Source organism: Actinophytocola sp. (genome assembly GCF_036002505.1).
GTDB lineage: Bacteria > Actinomycetota > Actinomycetes > Mycobacteriales > Pseudonocardiaceae > DASYTH01.
This window is the reverse complement of sequence record NZ_DASYTH010000215.1, coordinates 1-20,764: the sequence shown is the minus strand read 5'-3', so window position 1 is coordinate 20,764 and position 20,764 is coordinate 1. Positions and strand designations below refer to the sequence as shown.

General features: G+C 69.4%; 26 protein-coding genes and 1 pseudogene. 9 read left to right on the top strand and 18 right to left on the bottom strand.

The genetic code is table 11. The features are described from left to right. Positions 1 to 136 precede the first annotated feature (136 nt). On the top strand, positions 137 to 625 hold the full coding sequence (locus tag VGR06_RS18365) for a transcriptional regulator (RefSeq protein WP_325159347.1): 489 nt from the start codon (positions 137 to 139) through the stop codon (positions 623 to 625). A 17-nt stretch (positions 626 to 642) separates the two neighbouring features. Continuing rightward, a complete protein-coding gene (locus tag VGR06_RS18360) occupies positions 643 to 1,254 on the top strand; it encodes an HAD-IA family hydrolase (RefSeq protein WP_327560308.1) in 612 nt (203 codons plus the stop codon). A 220-nt stretch (positions 1,255 to 1,474) separates the two neighbouring features. Here the strand turns inward: VGR06_RS18360 and VGR06_RS18355 are convergent, their stop codons facing one another. Genes VGR06_RS18355 through VGR06_RS18340 form a run of 4 tightly spaced genes read right to left on the bottom strand, consistent with a single transcriptional unit; the run spans position 1,475 to position 4,104 of the window. Then, complete coding sequence (locus VGR06_RS18355) at positions 1,475 to 1,969, bottom strand: hypothetical protein (RefSeq protein WP_327560307.1); 495 nt, start codon at positions 1,967 to 1,969, stop codon at positions 1,475 to 1,477. 16 nt (positions 1,970 to 1,985) lie between these two features. Continuing rightward, positions 1,986 to 2,414 carry a transcription antitermination factor NusB gene (nusB, locus tag VGR06_RS18350; RefSeq protein WP_327560306.1) on the bottom strand — a complete coding sequence of 143 codons (429 nt, stop codon included), beginning with the start codon at positions 2,412 to 2,414 and terminating at the stop codon, positions 1,986 to 1,988. After that, positions 2,411 to 2,974, bottom strand: coding sequence for an elongation factor P (gene efp, locus VGR06_RS18345; protein ID WP_327560305.1), 564 nt, complete (start codon positions 2,972 to 2,974; stop codon positions 2,411 to 2,413). The genes nusB and efp overlap by 4 nt, the downstream gene beginning before the upstream one ends. Before the next feature lie 29 nt (positions 2,975 to 3,003). Then, on the bottom strand, positions 3,004 to 4,104 hold the full coding sequence (locus VGR06_RS18340) for an aminopeptidase P family protein (protein ID WP_327560304.1): 1,101 nt from the start codon (positions 4,102 to 4,104) through the stop codon (positions 3,004 to 3,006). A 188-nt stretch (positions 4,105 to 4,292) separates the two neighbouring features. On the opposite strand from VGR06_RS18340, the gene VGR06_RS18335 reads away from it, so the two are divergent. Then, positions 4,293 to 4,748 carry a B-4DMT family transporter gene (locus tag VGR06_RS18335; protein ID WP_327560303.1) on the top strand — a complete coding sequence of 152 codons (456 nt, stop codon included), beginning with the start codon at positions 4,293 to 4,295 and terminating at the stop codon, positions 4,746 to 4,748. Here VGR06_RS18335 and VGR06_RS18330 read toward each other — a convergent pair. Genes VGR06_RS18330 through VGR06_RS18305 form a run of 6 tightly spaced genes read right to left on the bottom strand, consistent with a single transcriptional unit; the run spans position 4,709 to position 9,691 of the window. Further along, positions 4,709 to 6,220, bottom strand: coding sequence for a beta-xylosidase (locus tag VGR06_RS18330; RefSeq protein ID WP_327560302.1), 1,512 nt, complete (start codon positions 6,218 to 6,220; stop codon positions 4,709 to 4,711). The two genes, VGR06_RS18335 and VGR06_RS18330, sit on opposite strands and share 40 nt — an antisense overlap. Positions 6,221 to 6,253: 33 nt before the next feature. Further along, complete coding sequence (locus VGR06_RS18325) at positions 6,254 to 7,129, bottom strand: GNAT family N-acetyltransferase (RefSeq protein WP_327560301.1); 876 nt, start codon at positions 7,127 to 7,129, stop codon at positions 6,254 to 6,256. Continuing rightward, the gene (aroQ, locus tag VGR06_RS18320) at positions 7,126 to 7,560 is read right to left on the bottom strand and encodes a type II 3-dehydroquinate dehydratase (RefSeq protein WP_327560300.1); all 435 of its coding nucleotides are present in this window, start codon (positions 7,558 to 7,560) and stop codon (positions 7,126 to 7,128) included. Before aroQ ends, VGR06_RS18325 begins: the two co-directional genes overlap by 4 nt. A 5-nt stretch (positions 7,561 to 7,565) precedes the next feature. Further along, on the bottom strand, positions 7,566 to 8,594 hold the full coding sequence (aroB, locus tag VGR06_RS18315) for a 3-dehydroquinate synthase (protein ID WP_327560317.1): 1,029 nt from the start codon (positions 8,592 to 8,594) through the stop codon (positions 7,566 to 7,568). A gap of 57 nt (positions 8,595 to 8,651) precedes the next feature. Beyond that, positions 8,652 to 8,858 carry a DUF397 domain-containing protein gene (locus VGR06_RS18310; protein WP_327560299.1) on the bottom strand — a complete coding sequence of 69 codons (207 nt, stop codon included), beginning with the start codon at positions 8,856 to 8,858 and terminating at the stop codon, positions 8,652 to 8,654. Next, positions 8,855 to 9,691: a helix-turn-helix transcriptional regulator gene (locus VGR06_RS18305; protein WP_327560298.1), complete on the bottom strand. Its 837-nt coding sequence runs from the start codon at positions 9,689 to 9,691 to the stop codon at positions 8,855 to 8,857. The genes VGR06_RS18310 and VGR06_RS18305 overlap by 4 nt, the downstream gene beginning before the upstream one ends. Before the next feature lie 110 nt (positions 9,692 to 9,801). Between VGR06_RS18305 and VGR06_RS18300 the strand changes: the two genes are divergently transcribed. Beyond that, positions 9,802 to 10,056, top strand: coding sequence for a hypothetical protein (locus VGR06_RS18300; protein ID WP_327560297.1), 255 nt, complete (start codon positions 9,802 to 9,804; stop codon positions 10,054 to 10,056). Between the two features lie 3 nt (positions 10,057 to 10,059). On the opposite strand, the gene VGR06_RS18295 is transcribed toward VGR06_RS18300, so the two are convergent. The 4 genes and pseudogenes from VGR06_RS18295 to aroC form a co-directional block, all read right to left on the bottom strand. After that, complete coding sequence (locus tag VGR06_RS18295) at positions 10,060 to 11,154, bottom strand: DNA glycosylase AlkZ-like family protein (RefSeq protein ID WP_327560296.1); 1,095 nt, start codon at positions 11,152 to 11,154, stop codon at positions 10,060 to 10,062. 12 nt (positions 11,155 to 11,166) lie between these two features. Further along, entirely contained in the window at positions 11,167 to 11,694 is a 528-nt protein-coding gene (locus tag VGR06_RS18290; RefSeq protein ID WP_327560316.1) for a shikimate kinase, read from the bottom strand. Positions 11,695 to 11,817: 123 nt separating this feature from the next. Then, positions 11,818 to 12,255, bottom strand: a pseudogene (locus VGR06_RS18285) (GNAT family N-acetyltransferase); the annotation flags it as partial. 4 nt (positions 12,256 to 12,259) lie between these two features. Further along, complete coding sequence (gene aroC, locus VGR06_RS18280; RefSeq protein ID WP_327560295.1) at positions 12,260 to 13,447, bottom strand: chorismate synthase; 1,188 nt, start codon at positions 13,445 to 13,447, stop codon at positions 12,260 to 12,262. A gap of 186 nt (positions 13,448 to 13,633) precedes the next feature. Between aroC and VGR06_RS18275 the strand changes: the two genes are divergently transcribed. The 5 genes from VGR06_RS18275 (at position 13,634) to VGR06_RS18255 (ending at position 18,285) form a co-directional block, all read left to right on the top strand. Further along, positions 13,634 to 14,455, top strand: a complete 822-nt coding sequence (locus tag VGR06_RS18275) for an isocitrate lyase/phosphoenolpyruvate mutase family protein (protein WP_327560294.1) — start codon at positions 13,634 to 13,636, stop codon at positions 14,453 to 14,455. Between the two features lie 41 nt (positions 14,456 to 14,496). After that, a complete protein-coding gene (locus tag VGR06_RS18270; protein WP_327560293.1) occupies positions 14,497 to 15,393 on the top strand; it encodes a class I SAM-dependent methyltransferase in 897 nt (298 codons plus the stop codon). Between the two features lie 160 nt (positions 15,394 to 15,553). After that, a complete protein-coding gene (locus tag VGR06_RS18265) occupies positions 15,554 to 16,201 on the top strand; it encodes an A24 family peptidase (protein ID WP_327560292.1) in 648 nt (215 codons plus the stop codon). A gap of 371 nt (positions 16,202 to 16,572) precedes the next feature. After that, complete coding sequence (locus VGR06_RS18260) at positions 16,573 to 17,031, top strand: single-stranded DNA-binding protein (RefSeq protein ID WP_327560291.1); 459 nt, start codon at positions 16,573 to 16,575, stop codon at positions 17,029 to 17,031. Positions 17,032 to 17,250: 219 nt separating this feature from the next. Further along, a complete protein-coding gene (locus VGR06_RS18255) occupies positions 17,251 to 18,285 on the top strand; it encodes a hypothetical protein (protein WP_327560290.1) in 1,035 nt (344 codons plus the stop codon). 45 nt (positions 18,286 to 18,330) lie between these two features. On the opposite strand, the gene VGR06_RS18250 is transcribed toward VGR06_RS18255, so the two are convergent. The 4 genes from VGR06_RS18250 to VGR06_RS18235 form a co-directional block, all read right to left on the bottom strand. Continuing rightward, complete coding sequence (locus VGR06_RS18250; RefSeq protein WP_327560289.1) at positions 18,331 to 19,083, bottom strand: hypothetical protein; 753 nt, start codon at positions 19,081 to 19,083, stop codon at positions 18,331 to 18,333. Then, on the bottom strand, positions 19,034 to 19,732 hold the full coding sequence (locus VGR06_RS18245) for a hypothetical protein (RefSeq protein ID WP_327560288.1): 699 nt from the start codon (positions 19,730 to 19,732) through the stop codon (positions 19,034 to 19,036). The genes VGR06_RS18250 and VGR06_RS18245 overlap by 50 nt, the downstream gene beginning before the upstream one ends. Before the next feature lie 311 nt (positions 19,733 to 20,043). Continuing rightward, positions 20,044 to 20,361 (bottom strand): helix-turn-helix transcriptional regulator, encoded by a 318-nt coding sequence (locus VGR06_RS18240; protein WP_327560287.1) that lies wholly within the window; start codon positions 20,359 to 20,361, stop codon positions 20,044 to 20,046. Between the two features lie 23 nt (positions 20,362 to 20,384). After that, a complete protein-coding gene (locus VGR06_RS18235; protein ID WP_327560286.1) occupies positions 20,385 to 20,603 on the bottom strand; it encodes a tyrosine-type recombinase/integrase in 219 nt (72 codons plus the stop codon). Between the last annotated feature and the right edge of the window lie 161 nt (positions 20,604 to 20,764).

The following is a 20,764-nucleotide window of genomic DNA, read 5'->3' as shown; positions in this document are numbered from 1 at the left end:
TTGTTACCTGTGATCGACGGGATCGGCTTGACCTGGTGACAACTCTGAGTAACGATTACCCTGCGTGTTGATCTGAGGCTAACCCGCGGCAGTCCCACAAGCCGGCCGACGGGGCGAACGAATGGAGAATCGCCACATGGGCGACTACGCCAAGGCGCTGGGAGGCAAGCTCCGCGGCATCCGCCAGCAGCAGGGCCTATCCCTACACGGAGTCGAGCAGAAGTCCGGCGGCCGGTGGAAGGCCGTCGTCGTCGGCTCCTACGAGCGCGGCGATCGCGCTGTGACGGTGCAGAAGCTGGCCGAGTTGGCCGACTTCTACGGCGTCCCGGTGATGGAGCTGCTGCCCGAGGGCCGGGTACCGTCCGGGGCCGAACCAGCGACCAAGATCGTTATCAACCTGGAGCGGCTGCAGCAGCTCCCCGCCGAGAAGGTAGGACCCCTGGCGCGCTACGCCGCCACCATCCAAAGCCAGCGCGGCGACTACAACGGCAAGGTCCTCTCCATCCGCACCGAGGACCTGCGCTCGCTCGCGATCATCTACGATATGACCCCGGGCGAGCTCACCGAGCAGCTCATCGACTGGGGCGTGCTCCCGCCCGAAGCCCGTCCGTCCAAAGAGGACTGACCGGGCCCGGCACCCGGATGCCTGGACACCACGGCACCCCAGGCATCCGGGCCCTCCTCTGCGACATCGACGGCGTCCTGCGGATCTGGCCGCCGGTCGACCGGCTCGAACGGGATCACGGGCTCCCGCTCGGTTCGATCGCGGCCGCCGCTTTCTCAGCTGAACGCCTGTTGCCGGCCATCACCGGGGCGATCACCGACGAGCAGTGGCGCGCCGCCGTGGCCGCCGACCTCGCCGCGGCGAGTCGCACAGCGGCGGCCGCGGTCGAAGCCTGGTCCGCGCTGGTCCCCCGGGTCGACCGGGAGGTCCTCGCCCTTCTCACCCAAGCGGCCGCGGTCGTGCCGGTGGCACTGGTGTCCAACGCCACGATCCGCCTCGAGCGCGACCTCGAGGTCCAGGGCGTCAGCGGGTTCTCGGTGATCAACTCCGCCCGCTTCGGCGTGGCCAAACCCGATCCCGCGATCCTCCTCGCCGCCGCCAAGCACGTCGGCGTGCCCGCACAGGAGTGCCTGTTCGTCGACGACACGCCCGCGAACGTCGACGCCGCAACGGAAATCGGCATGACGGCGCGGCTGTACCGGGAGGTCGCACAGCTCCGGACGGCACTCGCCACCGCGGTCAGGTCCTAAGGCGTTTCGAAGTGCCACAGTGGGGTGCCGGGCAATCTGGCGGTTGGCAGGATGGGGCGCGTAGCCGTTGGTGTCCTGAAGGGACATTACCCGCCGCCTCATTGATCCCACTGATCCCTTTGGTCACACCAGCCTCACTACACCGAGCCGAGATCGACCACTCCCTCCAAAGGAGCGACACCCATCACCGAGCATTTGCGTTGGGGGCCGGGGTGGCCAGCTAGCGTGCCCGGGAAAGCAGAAAATCCCGGACCGACCCGAATCCGTAGCGGTCCACGGCGCTGGAGAGCTCGGCCACCTCCAGCAGGATCGGCTTGATGTCGACCCCGGCGTCGCGGGCCTGCGCGCACAGATCGTCCAGGGTCAGCAGCTCGTCTCGGGGATCGGCACCCTGATCCCGCGCGGACAGGTGCAGCAGCCGGGACCTGAAACCCTCGGGCGTCGGTTCGCGCGACAGGTGCACGGCCCAGCGGAACGAGGTGTAGCGGTCGAACAGGCTCCGAATGGTCGCGCGCGTGGCCTCGTCGCCCTCGGCGTAGCTGGCGAGTAGTGCGCGCAGCGCAGCTTCGGCTTCCGCCTTGATTCCGGCCTCGTCCAGCGGGTCCGACCGCTCGAGCTTGGCCATCCAGTTGGGATCACTGAGGTCGACCGGCCGCTTGGCGATCGGCTCCAACAGGAGGTCCAGCCGTGCGACCGTGTCCTCGATGCCTGGCACAGAGCCAGGGTAACGGTCAGAGGGTGGCGCGGAGGCGGTCGGCGATGGTGGCGATGCGGCCGAGGACACCGTTGACGAAGCGGGGGGAGTCGTCGGTGGAGAGGGATTTGGCGAGGGCGACGGCTTCGTCGATGGCGACGGGGTCGGGGACGTCGGAGACCCAGAGGAGCTCGTAGAGGCCGAGGCGGAGGACGGCCAAATCCACCGGGGGCATGCGGGGCAGGGTCCAGCCTTCGGAGTGTTCGGCGAGGAGCTCGTCGATGCGGTCGCGGTGCTCCGTGACGCCCTCGACGAGGGTCACCGTGTAGTCGTTGACCAACACCGCGTCGGGGCCGGAGGTGCGTTCGGCCAGCAACACCCGGGCGTCCTCGTTGCGGAGGGCGGCGGCGTAGAGGAGATCGATGGCGCGTTTGCGGGCTTTGCTGCGGGCTCCGCCGGTTGTCACGAGCTCACGCGGCCGAGGTAGCGGCCGTCGCGGGTGTCGACCTTGACCTTTTCGCCGGTGGAGAGGAACAGCGGGACCTGGATCTCGGCGCCCGTTTCGAGGGTGGCGGGTTTGGTGCCGCCGGTGGAGCGGTCGCCCTGCAGGCCCGGGTCGGTGTGCTTGATGACGAGCTCGACGGAGGTGGGGAGCTCGACGAAGAGGGGAGCGCCTTCGTGGGTGGCGACCATGGCGGTCTGGTTCTCCAGGAGGAACTTGGCGGCGTCGCCGACGGTGTCGGCGGAGATGTGGATCTGCTCGTAGGTGTCGCCGTCCATGAACACGAACTCAGTGCCGTCGGAGTAGAGGTAGGTCATGTCGCGCTTGTCGACGGTGGCGGTCTCCACCTTGATGCCGGCGTTGAACGTCTTGTCCACGACCTTGCCGGTCAGCACGTGCTTGAGCTTGGTGCGCACGAACGCCGGGCCCTTGCCGGGCTTGACGTGCTGGAACTCGACAACCGTCCAGAGCTGGCCCTCGATGTTCAGCACGAGGCCGTTCTTCAGGTCGTTGGTGGTGGCCACGGAAAGTTCTCTCCTACTCGACAACAGCCTTACACGGCAAGAAACTGCTTGGTGGTCAGCGTCAGAAGCTCGGGATCGCCGTCCCGGACGACAAGCGTGTCCTCGATGCGGACACCGCCCCGCCCGGACAGGTAGACGCCCGGCTCGACGGTGACCGCCATGCCGGCCGCGATCCTACCGTCACTCGCCTTGCTGAACATCGGCGCCTCGTGGATCTCCAGCCCGACGCCGTGGCCGAGGCCGTGCAGGAACTCCTCGCCCCGCCCGGCGTCCTCGATCACGGACCGGGCCGCGGCGTCGATCTCGCGGGTGCCGGTGCCCGGCCGCAGCGCCGCCCGGCCGGCCGCCTGCGCCCCGGCCACCAGCTCGTAGAGCTCACGCTGCCAGTCGGCGGGTGGGCCGAGCACGAGGGTGCGGGTCATGTCCGAGTGGTAGCCGTCGACCAGCGCGCCGAAGTCGATCTTCACCAGGTCCCCGGGGTGCAGCACGGCGTCGGTCGGCCCGTGGTGCGGGACGGCGGAGTGGGCACCGGCGGCCACGATCGTCTCGAACGCGGGCGCGGCCGCGCCGTGGTCCAGCATCCGGTTGTCGAGGTCCCTGGCGACCTCGCGCTCGGTGCGGCCGGGGGCCAGCCCGCCGTGCTCGATCAGCCCGGCGAGCGCCCGGTCGGCCACCGCGCAGGCCATCCGGATCGACTCGACCTCGGCCTCGTCCTTGATCATCCGGAGCTCCTCGACCCGGCCCGGCGCGCGGACCAGCTCGACCTGCTCCCCCGCCGCCTCGGCCAGCACGTCCAGGCCGTCCACGGTGACGTGCTGGCTTTCGAACCCGGTGCGCCGGTAGGGCCGGGCCTCCTTGCCGGCGCGGGCGGCCAGGGCCGGCGCGCTCTGCCGGTCGATCACCCGTTCCAGGTCGGGCACCTCGTGCGCGGACTGGGTCAGGTAGCGGCCGTCGGTGCAGAACAGGGTCCGGTGCTCGTCGGCGGCGTGGATCAGCAGCGCCGCGTTGGAGCCGGTGAATCCGGTCAGGTAGCGGATGTTGAGGAGGTCGACGACGAGGAGCGCGTCCAGGTCGAGCTCCCGCAGGCTCGTGCGCAGTGACGCACGGCGGCGGGCGTGGGTCTCGGGCATGACTCCGACGCTAGTCCGGCTGGCCCGCCTCTCCGGAATTTTTGGCCGAGGTTGCGTTCCAGCGGATGGTGCGGTTGTCGGGTTGACCGTGGCCAGGTGCCGTCACGGTCCCCTGAGGTCACGTTGGTCGGGGCGAGGCTATGTCAACCCTCGGCGATGATCCGTCAGATGCGCCCTACAGTGGAGCGATGCGATTCTGGCTGCTCCGCGGGGGCGTGCTGGCGGTGGTGCACGCCGCGGCCCAGACCGTCGTGGCCGCGTTGACCGTGCGGGACCCGACCGGGCAGGGCACGATCGCGGCGATCGTGCTGGGCGTGCTGGTCGGCGCCGTCGCGGTGTGGGGGGTGCTGGACCGGTGGCGGGCTGTGCCGCGCCCGGAGATCACCTGGCTGATCGCGGCGCTGGTGGCCGGCTGGGGCGCGGCGGTGCTCGGCGTGATCGGGCGGTCGGTGTTCGTGGACCAGACCGGGGCGAGCGAGCTGGGCACCGCGCTCACCGGCGGGGCGGCGTTCACCGCGCTGCTGGTGTTCGTGCCGGCCGGCGTCGGGCTGCTGGCCGGAAAGTGGCTCAAACCGCCGACGGGTGACGCGGCTGGCAGGCACGCTCAGCGCGGCGGGGGGACGAGGTCGGGGCCGCGCTCGTAGGCGTCCCAGATCGGAGCGGGGACGTCGGCGATGATCGACGAGTTCCGCTCGGCGACGGTAGCCGACGGCACCGCCCACAATCGGTTGTCGATGATCAACCCGAGGCCGCGGCCGGGGGCGCGGATCGCCGGCAGGTTGGGCGTGATCCGCGCGGTCACCGGGATCTTGTCGAGCACGGGGAGGCGGCGGTCGAGCACCTGCACAGCGATCTGCTCGGCGACGGAGCGGCGGTCGACGCGCACGATCCCGCCGCCGAGCACCAGGTCGACGGTGCGGCTCGGGGAGGGCATGGCGTAGCCGTCGAGGGTGCGGACCGCACGTTCGGGGGTGGCGCAGGCGTTGACGTCGACCAGGTCGGCGCCGAAGTGGCGGAGGGCGGTCGGGCCGCTGCCGGTGTCGGCGGTGGCCCGGACGAGGTCGAGGGGGACGAGGTCGCAGGGGGTGTCGACGGGGATCACCGCGTGGCCGTCGGCGCGGCGGACCAGGCCCGGGCCTTCGCGCCAGGGGCCGGCGATCAGCACCTTGGGGTAGGGGTTGGTGCGGAAGTCCTTGTCCCAGAAGGTGATCGTGGTGCCATCGGGGCCTTCGGCGGCGATGGCGAACGCGTCGAGGGCGTCCACCCACATCAGGTCGGCGCTGAACTCGGCGGCCACCGAGCGGAACCGGGAGCGGGTGTCGGGCATCGGCCGGAAGCCGCCGGGGGTGATGGTTTCGACGCCGCTGGCGAACGTGGGGTCCTTGGCGCGTAAAAGAAACTGGCCGGCGCCGTCGGCGTTGCGGACGTCCCGGCCGGTGGTGTCGGTGAACATCAGGTAGAACCAGCCGTCGAGGAAGACCGCGGAGGGCTGGCCGGCGCCGTAGAGGTTGGGGTGCGCAGCGTCGCGGGCCGGCTCGACGATCGGGCGGTCCCCGACCCGGGTCCAGGTCCGGCCGTCGGGGCTGGTGGCCAGGCCGATCGCGGTGCCGTACGAGGGGTTGCCGTCGGAGCCGCCGTAGTAGAGGTAGTAGGTGCCGCCGGCGCGGACCACCGAAGGGTCGCAGGTGTGCACGGCGTCGAAACCGCGGCCGCTGCCGGAGAACACCGAGGTGCCGGGGGATCCGTCGGGTCCGGTGAAACCGCCGTCGAGCGAGGTGGACTCGGCGTAGAGGATGTCGTCGCCGGGTGGCACGGCGGTGCCGAGCTGGCTGCACCACCACATCCGGTACCGGCCGCCATCGGACATCACGGCGGGGGCGTAGTTGTAGACGGCGTCCGCGCCGCCGGCGGCGATCACGCCGGGGCTCTGCCGGCCGTGATCAAGGCGGAGGGCCTGCGGCGTGGCCGGTTCGAGCGCCGGGCTGGAGGTGGGGGTGTGCGGCGGGCGCGCGGTGAAGGTCTCGGTCGGCCGGATGGACGCTTCGCTGGTGGCGCACGCGGTCAGCAGCGCACCGAGGAGCGCCGCGGTCGCGAGCATTCGAAGCGGGGATGGCATGTCCGGGCCAGTGTAAGGAGCTGAGGCATGTGGTCACGGTGATTCCGCGGCCACCAGCTCGACCTCGTACCCGTCGGGGTTCTCCAGGTAGGCGGCGTAGTGGCCGGGGCCGCCGGCGTGCGGGTGGCGGTCGGCGAACAGCAGCCGCCAGCCGTGGTCGGGGGCGGCCTTCACCAGCTCGTCGACCCGGTCGGGACTCCCCGCGTGCACGGCGAGGTGGTTCAGCCCGGGCCGGAGCCGGTCATGATCACCGGTGCGGGCGGGCGAGGCCTCGAAGACGACGTAGGTGCCGCCGCGCCGCCAGCTCACGCCGTGCTCCCAGCGCTGGTGCTCGGTCCAGCCCAGCTCGGTGAGCAGCCAGCCCCAGGAGTGCTCCGCGGCGTCGAGGTCCGGCACCCACACCTCGACGTGGTGCAGCCGCCCGGTGATCTCCGGCAGCGCGACCAGAACCCGGTGTGTGGCACCGAAGTGGAAGCCGGAGCCGACGTCGGTGAAGCCGAGCCGGGCGGCCATGGCGAGGCTGCGGTCGTTGTGCTCGTGGATGAGCGCGAACACCGCGGGCGCGCCGGCGTCGAACGCGTGGCGCAGCATGGCGGCGGTCGCCTCGGTGGCAAGGCCCGCGCCCCAGTACCGGCGGGCCAGGTAGAAGCCGCACTCCAGCACGCCGGGCAGCGTGCCGGAGGGGCGCACCCGGCCGAGACCGATCACCTCGCCGCCGAGCACGAACGTCCAGCGGCCGTCCGGTGTACCGAGCTTGCCGGCGAACCAGGTGCGGGCCTCATCCGGGTCGGCCAGGTCGTCTTCGTGGTATTGGGACAACTCGGGGTCGGCGAACAGCGCCACGACGGCATCGGTGTCGGTCTCCGCGACCGGCCGGAGGGTCAACCGCGGGGTGTGCAGCGTGGTCAACTTTTCGCGTTCTCCGCGAGCCAGCGCAGGGCAAGCGGGTAGCCCTGGATGCCCAGGCCGACGATGACCCCGGTGGCCACCGCGGAGATGTAGCTGTGCTGCCGGAACTCCTCCCGGTTGTGCACGTTGGAGATGTGCACCTCGACCAGCGGCGCGGTGAGCGCGGCGCAGGAATCCCGCACGGCGATCGAGTAGTGCGTCCAGGCGCCGGCGTTGAGCACGACCGCGTCGCCGTCGTCGGCGGCCGCGTGCAGCCAGCCGAGCATCTCGCCCTCGTGGTCGGTCTGCCGCACCTCGACGTCGATGCCCAGCTCGCGCCCGGTCGACTCGCACAGCTCGACGAGGTCGGCGTAGGTGTCGTCGCCGTAGATCGTGGGTTCGCGCGAGCCGAGCCGGCCGAGGTTGGGACCGTTGAGCACCAGCACCTTCACGGACGTCACCCCTCGCTGATGGCGGCGTAGGCGGCGGCCAGCAGCTCGGGGTCGGGGCCCTCCAGCCGGCCCGGCTTGGCCAGCCCGTCCAGCACCACGAACCGCAGCACGCCGGATCGGGTCTTCTTGTCGCTCAGCATGCCATCGACCAGCTCGGGCAGGACGCCGGGCGCGTAGGTGGTGGGCAGGCCGACCGACTCGAGCACGGTCCGGTGCCGCCGCACGGTTTCCTCGTCCAGCCGCCCCGCCTTGCCGGCCAGTTCGGCGGCGAACACCAGGCCGACGCTGACCGCCGCGCCGTGCCGCCACCGGAACTGCTCGCGCCGCTCGATGGCGTGGGCGAGCGTGTGGCCGTAGTTGAGAACCTCGCGCAGGCTGGACTCCTTGAGGTCGGCGGCCACCACGCCGGCCTTGACCTGGATCTTCCGCTGGACCAGCTCGGCGAGGACGTCGCCGTGCGGGTCGAGCGCGGCGGCCGGGTCGGCCTCGATCAGCTCCAGGATGCGCGGGTCGGCGATGAACCCGCCCTTGATCACCTCGGCCATCCCGGAGACCAGCTCGTCGTGCGGCAGCGTGATGAGGGTGTCCAAGTCGACCAGCACGGCGGCCGGCTCGTGGAACACGCCGACGAGGTTCTTGCCGGCGGTGGTGTTGATCCCGGTCTTGCCGCCGATCGCGGCGTCCACCATGCCGAGGAGCGTGGTCGGCACGTTGATCAACCGGACACCGCGGAGCCAGGTGCCGGCCACGAACCCGCCCAGGTCGGTGACCGCTCCCCCGCCCAGCGCCACGACCGTGCCCTGGCGGTCGAGCCCGATCCGGCCCAGCACCTCCCAGCAGAACCCGGCCACCGCGAGCGCCTTGCCGTCCTCGGCGTCCGGGATCTCGATCCGGTGCGCGTCCACACCCTCGGCCACCAGCTCGTCGCGCAGCTTCTCGGCGGAGCCGGCCAGCGTCGGCGGATGGATGATCGCGATCATGGACGACCCGCGGGCGGCCTCGACCAGCTCGCCGCGGAGCCCGCGCCCGATCATCACGTCATAGGGCCGCTCCGTGGCCACGCGGATTCGTACAGGTTGCACCGGGACAGGCTACGCAAGCACTTTGAGCAACGTGGCGAAGCCAGCGGCTGGGAAGGTGAGGGCGGCGGCCGGATGCTTGGAGTCCCGCATCGCGACGGCTGGCCCGGCGAAGGCGACCTCCACGCAGGCGTCGTTGGTGTGTGAGCCGCTTCGGCTGCTCTTGCGCCAGATCAGTGCCGAGAGGTCCACTGTGGACACCTTGATCGCCTCATTCATGATCGCAGGGCAGCCAGTTGCTCAATCAGCGCCACTGATTCAGCCGGGTTCAGCGCTTCACGGCGAAGCGCCTCGAACACCAGCCTAGCCTTGCGTAGCTCAGCTTCATCCTCAATATGCAGCGCCCCGGTCACGTAGGCGTGGTAGAGAAGATCACCGTCGAGGGGTTCATAGAACTCCAGCAGGATGAAGGCGCCGTGCATGCCATTGTGCAGCCCACTGGCCAGCGGCAGGACCTGAAGCGTGACCGCCGGCAGCGCGGCCATCTCCACCAGGTGAGCAAGCTGCACGCACATCACCTCGGGGCCGCCGACTTCGCGGCGCAATGCCGCTTCGTCGATGATGGCCACCAACTCGAGCGGATCATCATCACTGGTGAGCCGCTGCTTGCGCATCGAACGGACCTTGACGTCATTTTCGAGTTGCTTCGGGGTTCGGCGGTGGCCGTGTTCGAACACCGCCCGCATGTAGGCCTCGGTCTGCAGCAGGCCCGGCAGGCTCAGGCCGGCAAACTCGTAGACACGAGCGGCATCAGCTTCCACCTCCACGTAGCGGGTGTCGGTCACGCCGTATTTGGCATAGGGGCTTGGTTTTAGAGCTTCGCGCGCGGCGTCGAGAAGGTCGTCATCGCGGATGTCGTACTCGTCCATCATCGACTTGATGACGTGGACGCTGGCGCGTGTCTCGCCGGTTTCCAAGCGGAACAAGGAGGATCGGCTCAGCTCCAGCCGTGCGGCAGCCACTTCGATGGTGAGGCCGGCGGCCTCGCGCATGGCGCGCAGCTTCCTGCCGAGCCGTCGCCGGCGGAACGGCGGCTTCTTGTTGGTCTTCACAGCGACTCCCGATATCACAGACAGTGCGCACATGATCGCACTGGGAAATCCGGATTCGTGACGTCGCGGAGGACAGTGGGCGTGTCATGTTCCAATAGGACGGAGGAGCCGTGAAGGACCTCAAGGCCGTGACCGACGCTCAGGGAATCCTGCTGGACGCCCGCCTGGGAGCCGCGATGAACTGCTGGCACCTGGAGAACCGGGCCATTCCCCAGATCAGGCAGCTGGCCGGGCAGCTGCGGGAGTCGCCGCTGCCGCAGGCCGTCGACGAAATGGCGAAGGCACACGAACTGCTCGAAGCGGCCGGGAAGACCCTGCGTTCGGCCATCGACATTATCGAGCGGTTCGCGATCATCGAACCCTGACGATCATGTCTCCCATACCACGTCTGGGTGCAGGGCGCCGGCGCCGCGCACCGCGGCCAGCAGCTCCGCCTGGTCGCCTACGGCCGCCCGGCTGCCCTTCCTGAGCTTGCCGAACGGCGTCACGTGCAGGTACAGCGACCGGCCGGAGATCCGCTGCCGCCAGGTGCCGGCGACCTCGCCGTCCGCGACCAGCACGCCGGGGCTCACCTGCGGGCGCCAGACCTGCTTGGCGATCTCCCGGTCGGGCACCAGGAAACCCCGGTGGCCGAGCAGGTAAGGGTCGCGCGGCGGGAGCAGCACCAGGGGCGGCGGCGGTGCTTCGCCGAAGCCGGTCAGGTCCATGCGATACTCGGCGCCGCCGAGCTGGACCGGGGCCAGCTCGGCGAATATCTCCGCCCAGCCACGGGGTTTGGGCACGCCGCTGAGCGCGCCGGAGACCAGCCAGGCGGCCGCGTCTCCCTCTTTGACCGGGCCGGCGTAGTGCGCGAACGCCCGGAGCAGCGAGCCGTCCGGCTGCGGGTCGGTGACCGGCTCGCGCGGCGGGCGGAACACCAGGCGGCGGTCGCCGCGGTCCAGCTCCAGGCCGGCGAGGAGCGTCGCCAGCCGGAACAGGTTCTCGATCACGTGCTCGGTGCCGCAGCCGTCGCACCACGGGCGGGCGGGTGCCGGTAACTCCGGGCTGATCGCCGCGGACAGCTCACCCTTGGTCGCGTGTTCACCCGGAAACCGTTCGCGCAGCAGGGAAACCGTCTGGTCGAGCACGGCGAGCGCATCCACGCCCGAGGCGAGGAACGCCGGGCCGTGGCCACCGAGCCAGATCCGTAACTCCTCGGGTGCGCGCGGCCGCAGCTCGCTTCGGACCCTGGGGAGCTCGGCGCGCCGGTAGACGTGGGGTGCGCCGCGGACGCTCAATACCCGCACGAGTTCGGGGTCGTCACCGGCCCGGGGATCAGCGGTGCGGACCGTGAGCCCGTGCTCGGCCGAGCCGGACGGCGCGTCCTGCAGGCCGACGCGCAGCACGCCGGCGTCCTTGTCGCCGTGCAGCCCGTGGCGCCTGGCCCGGTGGGCGAGCACGGTCTGCCGGTCGAGGGTTCGCACGGAACGGGTGTATCAGGCGGTACCGACAAGTCCGAGCGCGTTGAGCACGTCGATGACGACCTGGCCGGGTGAGCGGCCGTCGGTGGCGACCTCGGCGGTGGCGACCTCGCGGTAGAGCGGCAGGCGCGCCTCGAGCAGCTCCTTGAAGCGGGAGCGGGGGTTCACGCCGGCCAGCAGCGGGCGGGCGACGGACAGGCCGGTGCGCTGGACACCCTCGGACACGCCGACGTTGAGGAACACGACCGGGTGGCCGGCGAGCCGGGCGCGGGTGCGCTCGGCGAGGATCGAGCCGCCGCCGAGGGCCAGCACGCCGGGGTGCTCGCCGAGGGCACGCACGACGGCCTCCTCCTCGTGAGCGCGGAAGACCCGCTCGCCGTCCTCGGTGAAGATCGCGCTGATGGCCTTTCCGGCGGTGGCCTCGATGTCAGCGTCGGTGTCGCGGAACGGCACGCCGAGGGTGCCGGCGAGGACGCGGCCGACCGTCGTCTTCCCCGATCCGGGCGGGCCGACGAGGATCACCACCGGGCCTTGGGCGCTCATCCGCGGAGCATATCCGTTGGTCCAATGAGCCTTCGTCAACTCGTACTCGACCTCGCCGAGCTCCGTGCCGGGGAGCGGGTCGATCCATTCCAGGTACAGGGTCCGGGTGTGGGTCATGCCGAGGCGTTCCATGACCCGGCGCGAGGGTTGGTTCACGGCCATGGTCTGGGCGAAGACCCGGGTGATGCCGTGCTCGGTGAACGCCTTGTGGATGACCGCGCGGGAGCCCTCGGTGGCGTAGCCCTTGCCCCACGCCTCAGCCTTGAGCCGGTAGCCCAGCTCGGCCTCCTCGCCGGAGCCGCCTTCCGGGGCGTGCAGCGCGAACCAGCCGATGAAGGAGCCGGTGGACTTCTCGATCGCGGCCCAGCAGCCGCAGCCGGGCACGCGGTCGTTGTCGTTGATCATGTTGGGCAGGACCCGCTTCTGGATCCGTTCGCGGGGCGTCGGCTTGCCGCCGGTGAGGTAGCGCATGACCCGCGGGTCGCTGTCGAGCTCGACCAGGTTGTCCACATCGGACTCCTGGAGACGGCGGAGTACCAGCCGTTCCGTCGCGAGATACACCGACCTACCACCGCTCCTGCAGCGCCTTGAGGTACGACTCGGCGTTGCGCCGGGTCTCGGCCAGGGCGTCGCCGCCGAACTTCTCCAGCGCCGCGTCGGCCAGCACCAGGGCGACCACGGACTCCAGCACGACGCCGGCCCGCGGCACCGCGCACACGTCCGAGCGCTGGTGGATCGCCACCGCCGGCTCCCCCGTCCGGACGTCCACAGTGGACAATGCGCGCGGGACGGTGGAGATCGGCTTCATGGCCACCCGGACGCGCACCGGCTCGCCGTTGGTGGTGCCGCCCTCCAGGCCGCCGGCCCGGTTGCTGCGCCGGGTGACCCCGGTGACGCCGCCCGCCGGGTCGATCTCGTCGTGCGCGCCGCTCCCCCATCGGTGCGCGGTGGTGAAGCCGTCGCCGACCTCCACCCCCTTCATGGCCTGCACGCCCATCAGCGCGCCGGCCAGCCGGGCGTCGAGTCTCCGGTCCCAGTGCACGTACGAGCCGAGGCCCGGCGGCAGCCCGTAGGCGATCACCTCGATCACGCCGCCGACCGTGTCGCCGGCCTGCTTCACCGCCTCCACCTCGGCCACCATGGCCGCGGTGGCCTCGCCGCCGAACGCCCGCACCGGGCTGGCGTCGATCGCCTTCAGGTCCTGCGGCCCGGGCGGCTCCCGGTCCGGTGCCTCCGCCCGGCCGATCGACACCACGTGGCTGATCACCTCGACACCGAGCAACTGGCGCAGGAACCCGCGCGCCACCGTGCCGAGGACGGTCCGGGCGGCGGTCTCCCTGGCGCTGGCCCGCTCGAGCACGGGGCGGGCCTCGTCGAAGCCGTACTTCTGCATGCCGGGGAGGTCGGCGTGCCCGGGCCGGGGACGGGTCAGCGGCTCGTTGCGGCTCAACCCTTCGATCTCGGCCGGGTCGACCGGGTCGCCGGCCATCACCTTCTCCCACTTCGGCCACTCGGAGTTCTCGATCCGGATCGCCACCGGCCCGCCCTGGGTCCGCCCGTGCCGCACCCCGCCGAGAAACTCGACCCGGTCCGTCTCGAACCCCATCCGCGGGCTCCGGCCGAGACCGAGCCGCCGGCGCGCCAACTGCTCATCCAGCTCGGCCGTGGTCACCTCGACCCCGGCCACCATACCTTCGAGCACGGCCACCAACGCGGGCCCGTGCGACTCCCCTGCCGTCAACCAACGCAACACCCTTCGATCCTGTCATGCCCGGTCGGAGACGGTCCGAGCCACGGTCAGAGTGCCCGGAAAAGCCGCTCCTCGCCGAGCGGGATCGACTCGGGTCGAGCGGTGAATGCGTCTTTCCTCACGCCTGGCGTGAGGAAAGACGCATTCACCGCATTTGCATCATGGATGTGTGACGGGCACGGTCGGGTTGTGACTTCTGCGATGACCGACCAGGCAACGAAGGCCGCTGTGTTCCGTGCCCTGCATGAGCGGCCGGAGCCGTTGCTGCTACCGAACCCGTGGGACGCCGGGACGGCCCGGCTGCTGGCCGGACTCGGCTTCGAGGCGCTGGCCACCACGAGCCTGGGCGTGGCCAACATGCTCGGCCGCACCCGGGCCAGCCGGCAGGAGATCCTGGACAACTGCCGGGTGTTGAGCGAGGCGACGGCGCTGCCGGTGAACGCCGACCTGGAGAACGGTTTCGCCGACGATCCGGCCGAGGCGGCGACGATGGTCGAGCTGGCCTTCGCCTCGGGCGCTGTCGGGGCGTCCCTTGAGGACTTCACCGGAGACCGGCGGGCTCCGATCTACGACTTCGGGCTCGCCGTCGACCGGGTGCGCGCGGCGGTGGAGGTGGCGCGGGGTTTGCCGGTGCCGTTGGTGCTCACCGCGCGGGCCGAGAACCTCCTGTACGGCATCGACGATCTCGGCGACACGATCCGGCGCCTGCAGGCGTTCGAGGAGGCCGGCGCCGATGTACTGTACGCGCCGGGGCTGCGCACCCTTGCGGAGATGCGCACGGTGGTCGGGTCGGTGGGCAAGCCGGTGAACGTGGTGATGGGGTTCGCGGATCCGTCGATCACCCTGGAGCAGCTCGGCGAGGTCGGCGTGCGGCGGGTGAGCATCGGTGGCGCCCTGTCCCGGCTCGCCCTGAAATCCTTCATGGACGGTGCACGGGAGATGCGGGCCGGCCGGTTCGGGTTTGTGACCGACCTCCTCCCGATCTCCGAGCTGCACCAGGCATTCCGGTAAATTCGTGGAACGGTTCGCGTGGTGTCCGTTAACGTTTTCCGGTGATCTATCAGCACCCGCTGGCGTACCTGCTGGGGCTTGAGGGCATCGCGTTGTTGCGCGGGTGGGCTGGCGATTACGACAAGGCGTTCGTCGAGGCGCGATTGGCCGAGGTCCGCCGGCTGCTGGACGACGCGGCGCTGGTGAACCACGGCGGGGTGATGGCTCGTCGTGGGGACACCGTGACCGGGTACCGGCAGTGGTCGGTGACCTATGACGAGCCGCGCAACAGCCTGTTCGACCTCGATGAGCCGGTCATGCACGAGATCCTCGACGCGCTGCCCTCGGGAAACGCGCTCGACGCCGCATGCGGCACCGGACGGTATTCCGAATATCTCGTGGCGCGGGGGCACCAGGTCGTGGGAGTGGACAGTTCGCCCGAGATGCTCGGCCAGGCCCGCGTGCGGGTGCCGCAGGGTAAGTTCCTCCTCGGCGACCTGCACCGGTTGCCACTACCCGACGACACCGTCAACCTTGTCGTCTCCAGTCTGGCCCTGGCCCACGTGCCGGAGTTGGCGCCGGTCATGGCCGAGTTCGCCCGGGTGCTGCGCCCCGGCGGCCATCTGGTGATCTCCGACGCGCATCACGAACTGGTACTCCGCGGCTCCGTCGTCCACGCCCTCGGCCCGACCGGCGAACCCGGCCTGGTGGCGACCTACCGCCACACCCCCGGCGACTTCCTGCGCGCGGCCCTTCCCGCCGGGTTCCAGGTTCGACGCTGCGAGGAACCCCGAGGAACGGTCAGGAAACTGCCCCCACCTCCGCCTCCCGACACCGAACTCGAGACCGGGGACTGGCAACTGTGGCCGTGGTCGCTGTTGGACCTGGTGCCCGATGCCACCAGGGCGGCCTGGGAGACACCGCTCATGATCGTCTGGTGCTTCCAGCTTGATTCCTGATGTCCGCCGCGGCCTCCGGCGGCTACCCGAACGCGCATCACGCCTACGCGGACGCGAGACACGCCGAGCCTGGGCTGGGTTGGCACGAGACCCGTACGAATGTGCCGTTCGTACGGTCTCCTCCTTGCCGCCGCGGGCAGGTGTGGCGAACCGTGGAGTCATGCATCCGATCGCCCTCACCGCCGTGTTTGCCGGCACGGGCGGCGTGACCGGCTCCGCCGGCCGTGCACTGCTCGCCCGGTTGCGCCGCGGCACGTCCGTCCACCTGGGATGGTGTGAGCTCACCGTCGCTGTACTGTGGGCCGTCCTCGGCTGGCGCCTCGCCCGCGGCCACCTCCCCTGGTGGTGGCTCCCGGTCCCGTTGCTGCTGAGCTGGCTCGCCGTCCTGCTCGCCGCCACCGACCTTCGACATCGCCGCCTCCCCGACGCCCTCACCCTCCCCGCCTACCCCGTCGCCGCGATCGCATTGGCGCTGGCCGCCGCCCTCGGCGGAGGTTGGCCCCTGCTCACCGGCGCCGCCCTCGGCACCGCCACGTTCCTCACCATCCACGCCGGCGCCCGCCTCCTCCGTCCCGGCTGCCTCGGCGCCGGCGACGTCAAACTCTCCGCCACCCTCGGCGCGGTGTTAGGCGCCGTCGGCTGGCCCGCCCTCATCCTCGCCACCTGGCTCGCCGCCCTCACCACACTCGCCCTCCGCATCCTCACCCCCCGCCGCTACACGGTTCGCTGGCACGACGGCATCCCCCACGGCCCCGGCCTCCTCGCCGCCACCTGCCTCGTCACCCTCTTCCCCGCCGGCCTCGGCTGACCGGGCCCTCCCACGAGTGGCGGCTGGACTGACGGGGCGGCACTCGTGTCCGAATATTCGAGCTCCGATTTCCCGCAGAAAATTGTCGTTGACGAGCAAGGAACTCATCGTCGTGCCCGGAGAGACCGTTATTACCGTGGTCGGAAATCTGACTGCCGATCCCGAGCTCCGCTTCATCCCGGTCCTCCGCGAGTTCACGAATTCTGACGGTGTCGCGGCCGGGAACTGACGGGTCGGATGCCCGTGTTTAGGCTCGCTGGCGGCACGGGTTCATGAACTGGCGGCATCCTGATCGGTCCCGAAGGTTTTGTTCGCCGATCCATTTCATCATCCGGTCCGCACGGAACCAATTCATTCGTTAGGAGAAGATCATGGCTGGAGAGACGATCGTCACCGTTGTAGGCAACGCGACCTCGGACGTCAAGCTGCGTTTTACGCCGTCGGGTGTGGCGGTGGCAGACTTCACGGTTGCAAGCACGCCCCGCACGTTCGACCGGCAGAGCAGTGAGTGGAAAGACGGGGAGGCCACCTTCCTGCGGTGCAACGTGTGGCGGCAGCCGGCGGAGAATCTCGCCGAGTCGGTCACGCGGGGGACGCGTCTCATTGTCCAAGGTCGGCTTCGTCAGCGGTCATTCGAGACCAGGGAGGGTGAGAAGCACACAGTGATCGAGCTGGATGTGGACGAGGTCGGACCGTCGCTCAAGTTCGTCACGGCGAAAGTGACCAAGCTCAGCCGGGGTACCGGCTCGACCGGACTGGTCGACGACCCGTGGGGTTCAGCTGCCGCCCCGGCGATGGCGGGCGTGGGTGCTGGCGAGCCACCATTCTGACCACCAGCGAGCCTCTGGTCGGGGCGCCTGGCTCCGGCCAGAGGCTGTCTTCGTGGATGATCAGTTGCATTGGCCGGTGGTTGTGGCCATATCGCTACCCGCCTGCGCCACCCGCAACGGATGACGCTCCGCGCACGATGAACTCACAGTCAGCCGTACTTGAGCTGCCCGGCTGTGTGTCAGCCTCCAAGACGGCCCTGATAAGGATCATCTGAGGACGTGATCAACGTGGGCCCCGCCGAGCTGAGTCTCATCTATAAGGGAGCGGAAACCGCTCACAGCGGCATCAAAGCGATGCTGCGCGCCAAGGAGAAGAACTCCGCGCTCCGCAACTTGTTGCAACATGCTATCAATGAAGCTCGCAAGAATTATCAAGTTGACTCGTGGCCCGAGAAGAACGTTCCGCTATATTTCATCAACAAAATCAGAGAAGACGAGGGCAAGACGGCGCGATCCCTGAAACGGCGTGGGCAGAGATTTGTCCGCCGTTTGGGGCTATCCAGCGCTCCCGCGTTGGATCACCTAAGCACCTCTGCCCTGAAAACTCGCCTACGGGAAATCTTTGAGAAGTGCCTAGGCCCGAATGAGCTCAACATCACGGTGGGCGGCGGATCACTGGGAGAAAGAAGAGCATTCGCGCAAGAGATTGCACAGCAGTTCATCAACGCGCTATCCGAGAAGAAAGACGGACTCGGCAAAGACGCTCAATACGCGAGGAGCTTGCAAGCGTCCCTCAGGCAGAATGAGCAGAATGACAAGACCGGGTCTCCCTTAGGTCCGGCAGCGGTCGTTGCGTCGACAGGTGCGATTGCCACCGGCACTGTTCTGACGGTACAATTGGCGAGCGACGGACTTAACTCTCACGAGGTTGTGCCGGTCGTTGGTCTCTGGAGTGCCGCGCTGACAGTGGTAGCGTTGTTGACCGGCCTGCTCGTTCGTTATCATTCCAACGTAGATCATGCGGCGATTCCCTTGCTGGTCGAGTCAGTGCAGGATTGGGTGCTCAATGTCGAACTCACGAAATCGAGCAAGCCCGATCAATTGCAATCCCTCGTCGCCGATCTTGAGGAACGACTGATACCTCGCGTCGATCGCGTCGACCATCGTCTTGCGGCAGCGCTTCGTCGGGCAGGTGACCTGCTGCACGATCAGCTGCACAACCGCCCGGCCTTCCAGCCGGTTCAACGTGACGAAGCGCTGCGCGCGATACTCGCCTTAACTGGTCGGAAGTTGGTCGACTCGTCGAGTACGTAAGCCTCGGATTTGACGATCCCGGCACTCGTAGCCGAATTTCATCTACTATCCTTTGGCCGCGCCGCTCGAGGTTTCGGGTGGTGAGTTGGTGAAGTCGGGGTGGTCGACGGTGTTGGTGTAGCGCTCGGCCGCTTTGACGCTGAGTCCGAAGAGGTCGCAGAGTCGGCGGATGTCGCCGCCGGTGGCGATGGCTTCGTGGAGGATGCGGTCTTCGCGGATGGCTTGGGCGGGTAGGCCGAGTTTCTTGCTGATCCACAGGTAGCTGACCTGGCCGGTGCGCACGGCGGTCTTGGTGTTGATGAGCAGGTGCGAGTTGGCCGTGGCCGGCCAGCGGCAGGTCCGGTGGTTGAGCCAGACAGTCAGCCGGTCGCGCACTGGTGGCGCGAGTAGGACGATCCGGTCGGGCAGGTGCAGGCGTCCGTCGCGGATGTCGGTAAGCAGCAGCGCGCGGAGCTGGCCGCTGCGCAGCGCGTGGAAGCCGGTCAAGGCCGCGATGACGGCGCGGATTGGGTCGGTGGAATGGATCGCCTCCCGCAGCACGGGTACCGCCACCGGCATAGGGGTGCGAGTCTGTGGGCTGCCGGTGTGCAGGTGTGTGGTGGGGTTGGCGAAGACCATCCGGCGGGCCTTGAGCACGCCGAACAGTGAGCGCAGGGCCTGGCCGACCAGTGCTCGGTCGCTGCCTTGGTCAGGCAGCGCCGCGGTGATGTGATCTCGGGTGATCTCCCGCAGGGACACGTGCCCGGCCTCAGCCCAGACCCGCACGGCACGCAGGGCGTAGCGGACACGTAGCCGCACGGTGGTCTCGGCTCTCGGGCGGGATCGTGGCGGGATGGTACTGCCGAGATGCAGGACGGTGAACCAGGTGTGCAGCTCGCTCCTGACGAGTTCGGGCCAGCCCCGCAACTTGGCGGGCGAACCACCGGATGAGCGCTGGTTGGCGGTCGTCGTCGAGCATTCCCGCTGAGGCGAGGATGTCCAGGATCGGTTGCACGGCAAGGGAAACTTGGTCAAGTTGAGCGACTTCGCTGGCTTTGATCACGGCGCCGGGAGTGTCCTGAAGGGACAACAGAATCCGGATGCCCTTCCGGGCGTCATTGCGCCGAGTCTTGCTCCAGCCATGCCCGCGAGCATGCTCGTGCGCGGTCTGGTCCAGCAGCTCAGCGAATTGCGGGTCGGGTGGGTCGGAGAAACCGCACCGCTGGCCGTGAGCGAGATCGCGGGGCAGCTCGATCAAGCTGAGCTGGTGATACGTGACCGGGTACTGGCGGTAGCCGCGGCGCGGGGCGCTGGCCGGCGAGGGGATCTGGCGTTTCTGTCGGAACCAGTCGGCGAAGAACAGTTGCTGCCCGTGCTGGTTGGCCTCCACCACGCTCAGCCCGCTGCCGTGGGGGCGTTCCCCGACCGACTGGCGCCAGCACAGCCGGCAGAAGCCGTCGGCGTTCACCGCGATCGTGCGCCGGCAGGACGAACACCGTGCTGCGAAGGGGAATCGGCGGCGCCAGCCGCGGCATCCTTCGCACAGCCACTTGGTGGTGCGGGTGACACCCCAGCAATGGCAGTCCAAGCAACTGCCAACCACCTGCGGCGCCCTCAGGCAGCGCTGGCACATCCCGGCCGAGTAGTACAGCGTGGTCGATCCGCACTTGATGCACGGCGGTGGCGTGACCGGTCCACCGGGCCAGCACTGGTAACAGTGGGTCAGCTGAAACATGGCGACCGGCCGCACACCGCAGGTCGAGCAGGTAGGCGGTCGGGTCACGCTGGTGGCAGGGTCCGGTTGCGGCCCAGCCGGGGCGTCATCGTCGTCCCGGCGGGAGTGTTGTCCGCGACGCGCCTGGGCCGGCGGGCGGCGACCTTGTCCAGCTCGCGGATGAGCAACTCGTTGGCCTCGCAGTCCAGCACGTGACAGATCACGTCCAGGTCATCCAGCCGGACAGTGGTCGGGGTGCCGGACCATAGCGCCGACATCTTCCCGGCGCTGATCTCCAGCCCGGCCTCGGCCAGCCGCCGACGCATCTCGGTGGACTTCCAGATACCTTGCTCAGCGGCCTTCAACCGCAGGTTCCAGCGCAACCAAGCTCACCCCGTTTCGGTGATCAGCCGGGCGGTAACGCGCTCATTCGCGTTTGCCCACGCGGTTTCGATGTGGTTGGCGTGGACGTGCTCTGGCGCGTCGTCGTCGAAAGCCACTCGTGGCCCAGAAGCTCTTGGATAGCCTTGAGATCCATCCCGCGCGCATACAGCGACGAGGCGCAGAAGTGCCGCAGCCCGTGCGGGGTCAGCCGGCCGGCCCACTCTGGCAGCCAGGCGCTCACCGCACTCGTGAAGCCGGACCGCAAGGCGTCATCCGCCCGCCCGGCGGCAGCGCGCGGCGTCCCGATCCCGGCGCTCCCTGGGCAGCAGCGGGGCGTCAGGGTCGTTCCAGTCCTCAGCCGAACTGGTGACGGATGTCGGTCAGCCACCAGGTCAACAGCTC

What these genes read in the sequence shown, in the direction of transcription:
- VGR06_RS18335 (WP_327560303.1), top strand. Translation starts at nt 4,293, where the DNA reads ATGCGATTCTGGCTGCTCCGCGGGGGCGTGCTGGCGGTGGTGCACGCC.
- VGR06_RS18260 (WP_327560291.1), top strand. Translation starts at nt 16,573, where the DNA reads ATGGCTGGAGAGACGATCGTCACCGTTGTAGGCAACGCGACCTCGGAC.
- aroB (WP_327560317.1), bottom strand. Translation starts at nt 8,594, where the DNA reads ATGATCGGGCGCGGGCTCCGCGGCGAGCTGGTCGAGGCCGCCCGCGGG.
- VGR06_RS18290 (WP_327560316.1), bottom strand. Translation starts at nt 11,694, where the DNA reads ATGAGCGCCCAAGGCCCGGTGGTGATCCTCGTCGGCCCGCCCGGATCG.
- VGR06_RS18340 (WP_327560304.1), bottom strand. Translation starts at nt 4,104, where the DNA reads ATGCCCGAGACCCACGCCCGCCGCCGTGCGTCACTGCGCACGAGCCTG.
- VGR06_RS18330 (WP_327560302.1), bottom strand. Translation starts at nt 6,220, where the DNA reads ATGCCATCCCCGCTTCGAATGCTCGCGACCGCGGCGCTCCTCGGTGCG.
- VGR06_RS18265 (WP_327560292.1), top strand. Translation starts at nt 15,554, where the DNA reads ATGCATCCGATCGCCCTCACCGCCGTGTTTGCCGGCACGGGCGGCGTG.
- VGR06_RS18365 (WP_325159347.1), top strand. Translation starts at nt 137, where the DNA reads ATGGGCGACTACGCCAAGGCGCTGGGAGGCAAGCTCCGCGGCATCCGC.
- VGR06_RS18310 (WP_327560299.1), bottom strand. Translation starts at nt 8,858, where the DNA reads ATGAATGAGGCGATCAAGGTGTCCACAGTGGACCTCTCGGCACTGATC.
- VGR06_RS18360 (WP_327560308.1), top strand. Translation starts at nt 643, where the DNA reads ATGCCTGGACACCACGGCACCCCAGGCATCCGGGCCCTCCTCTGCGAC.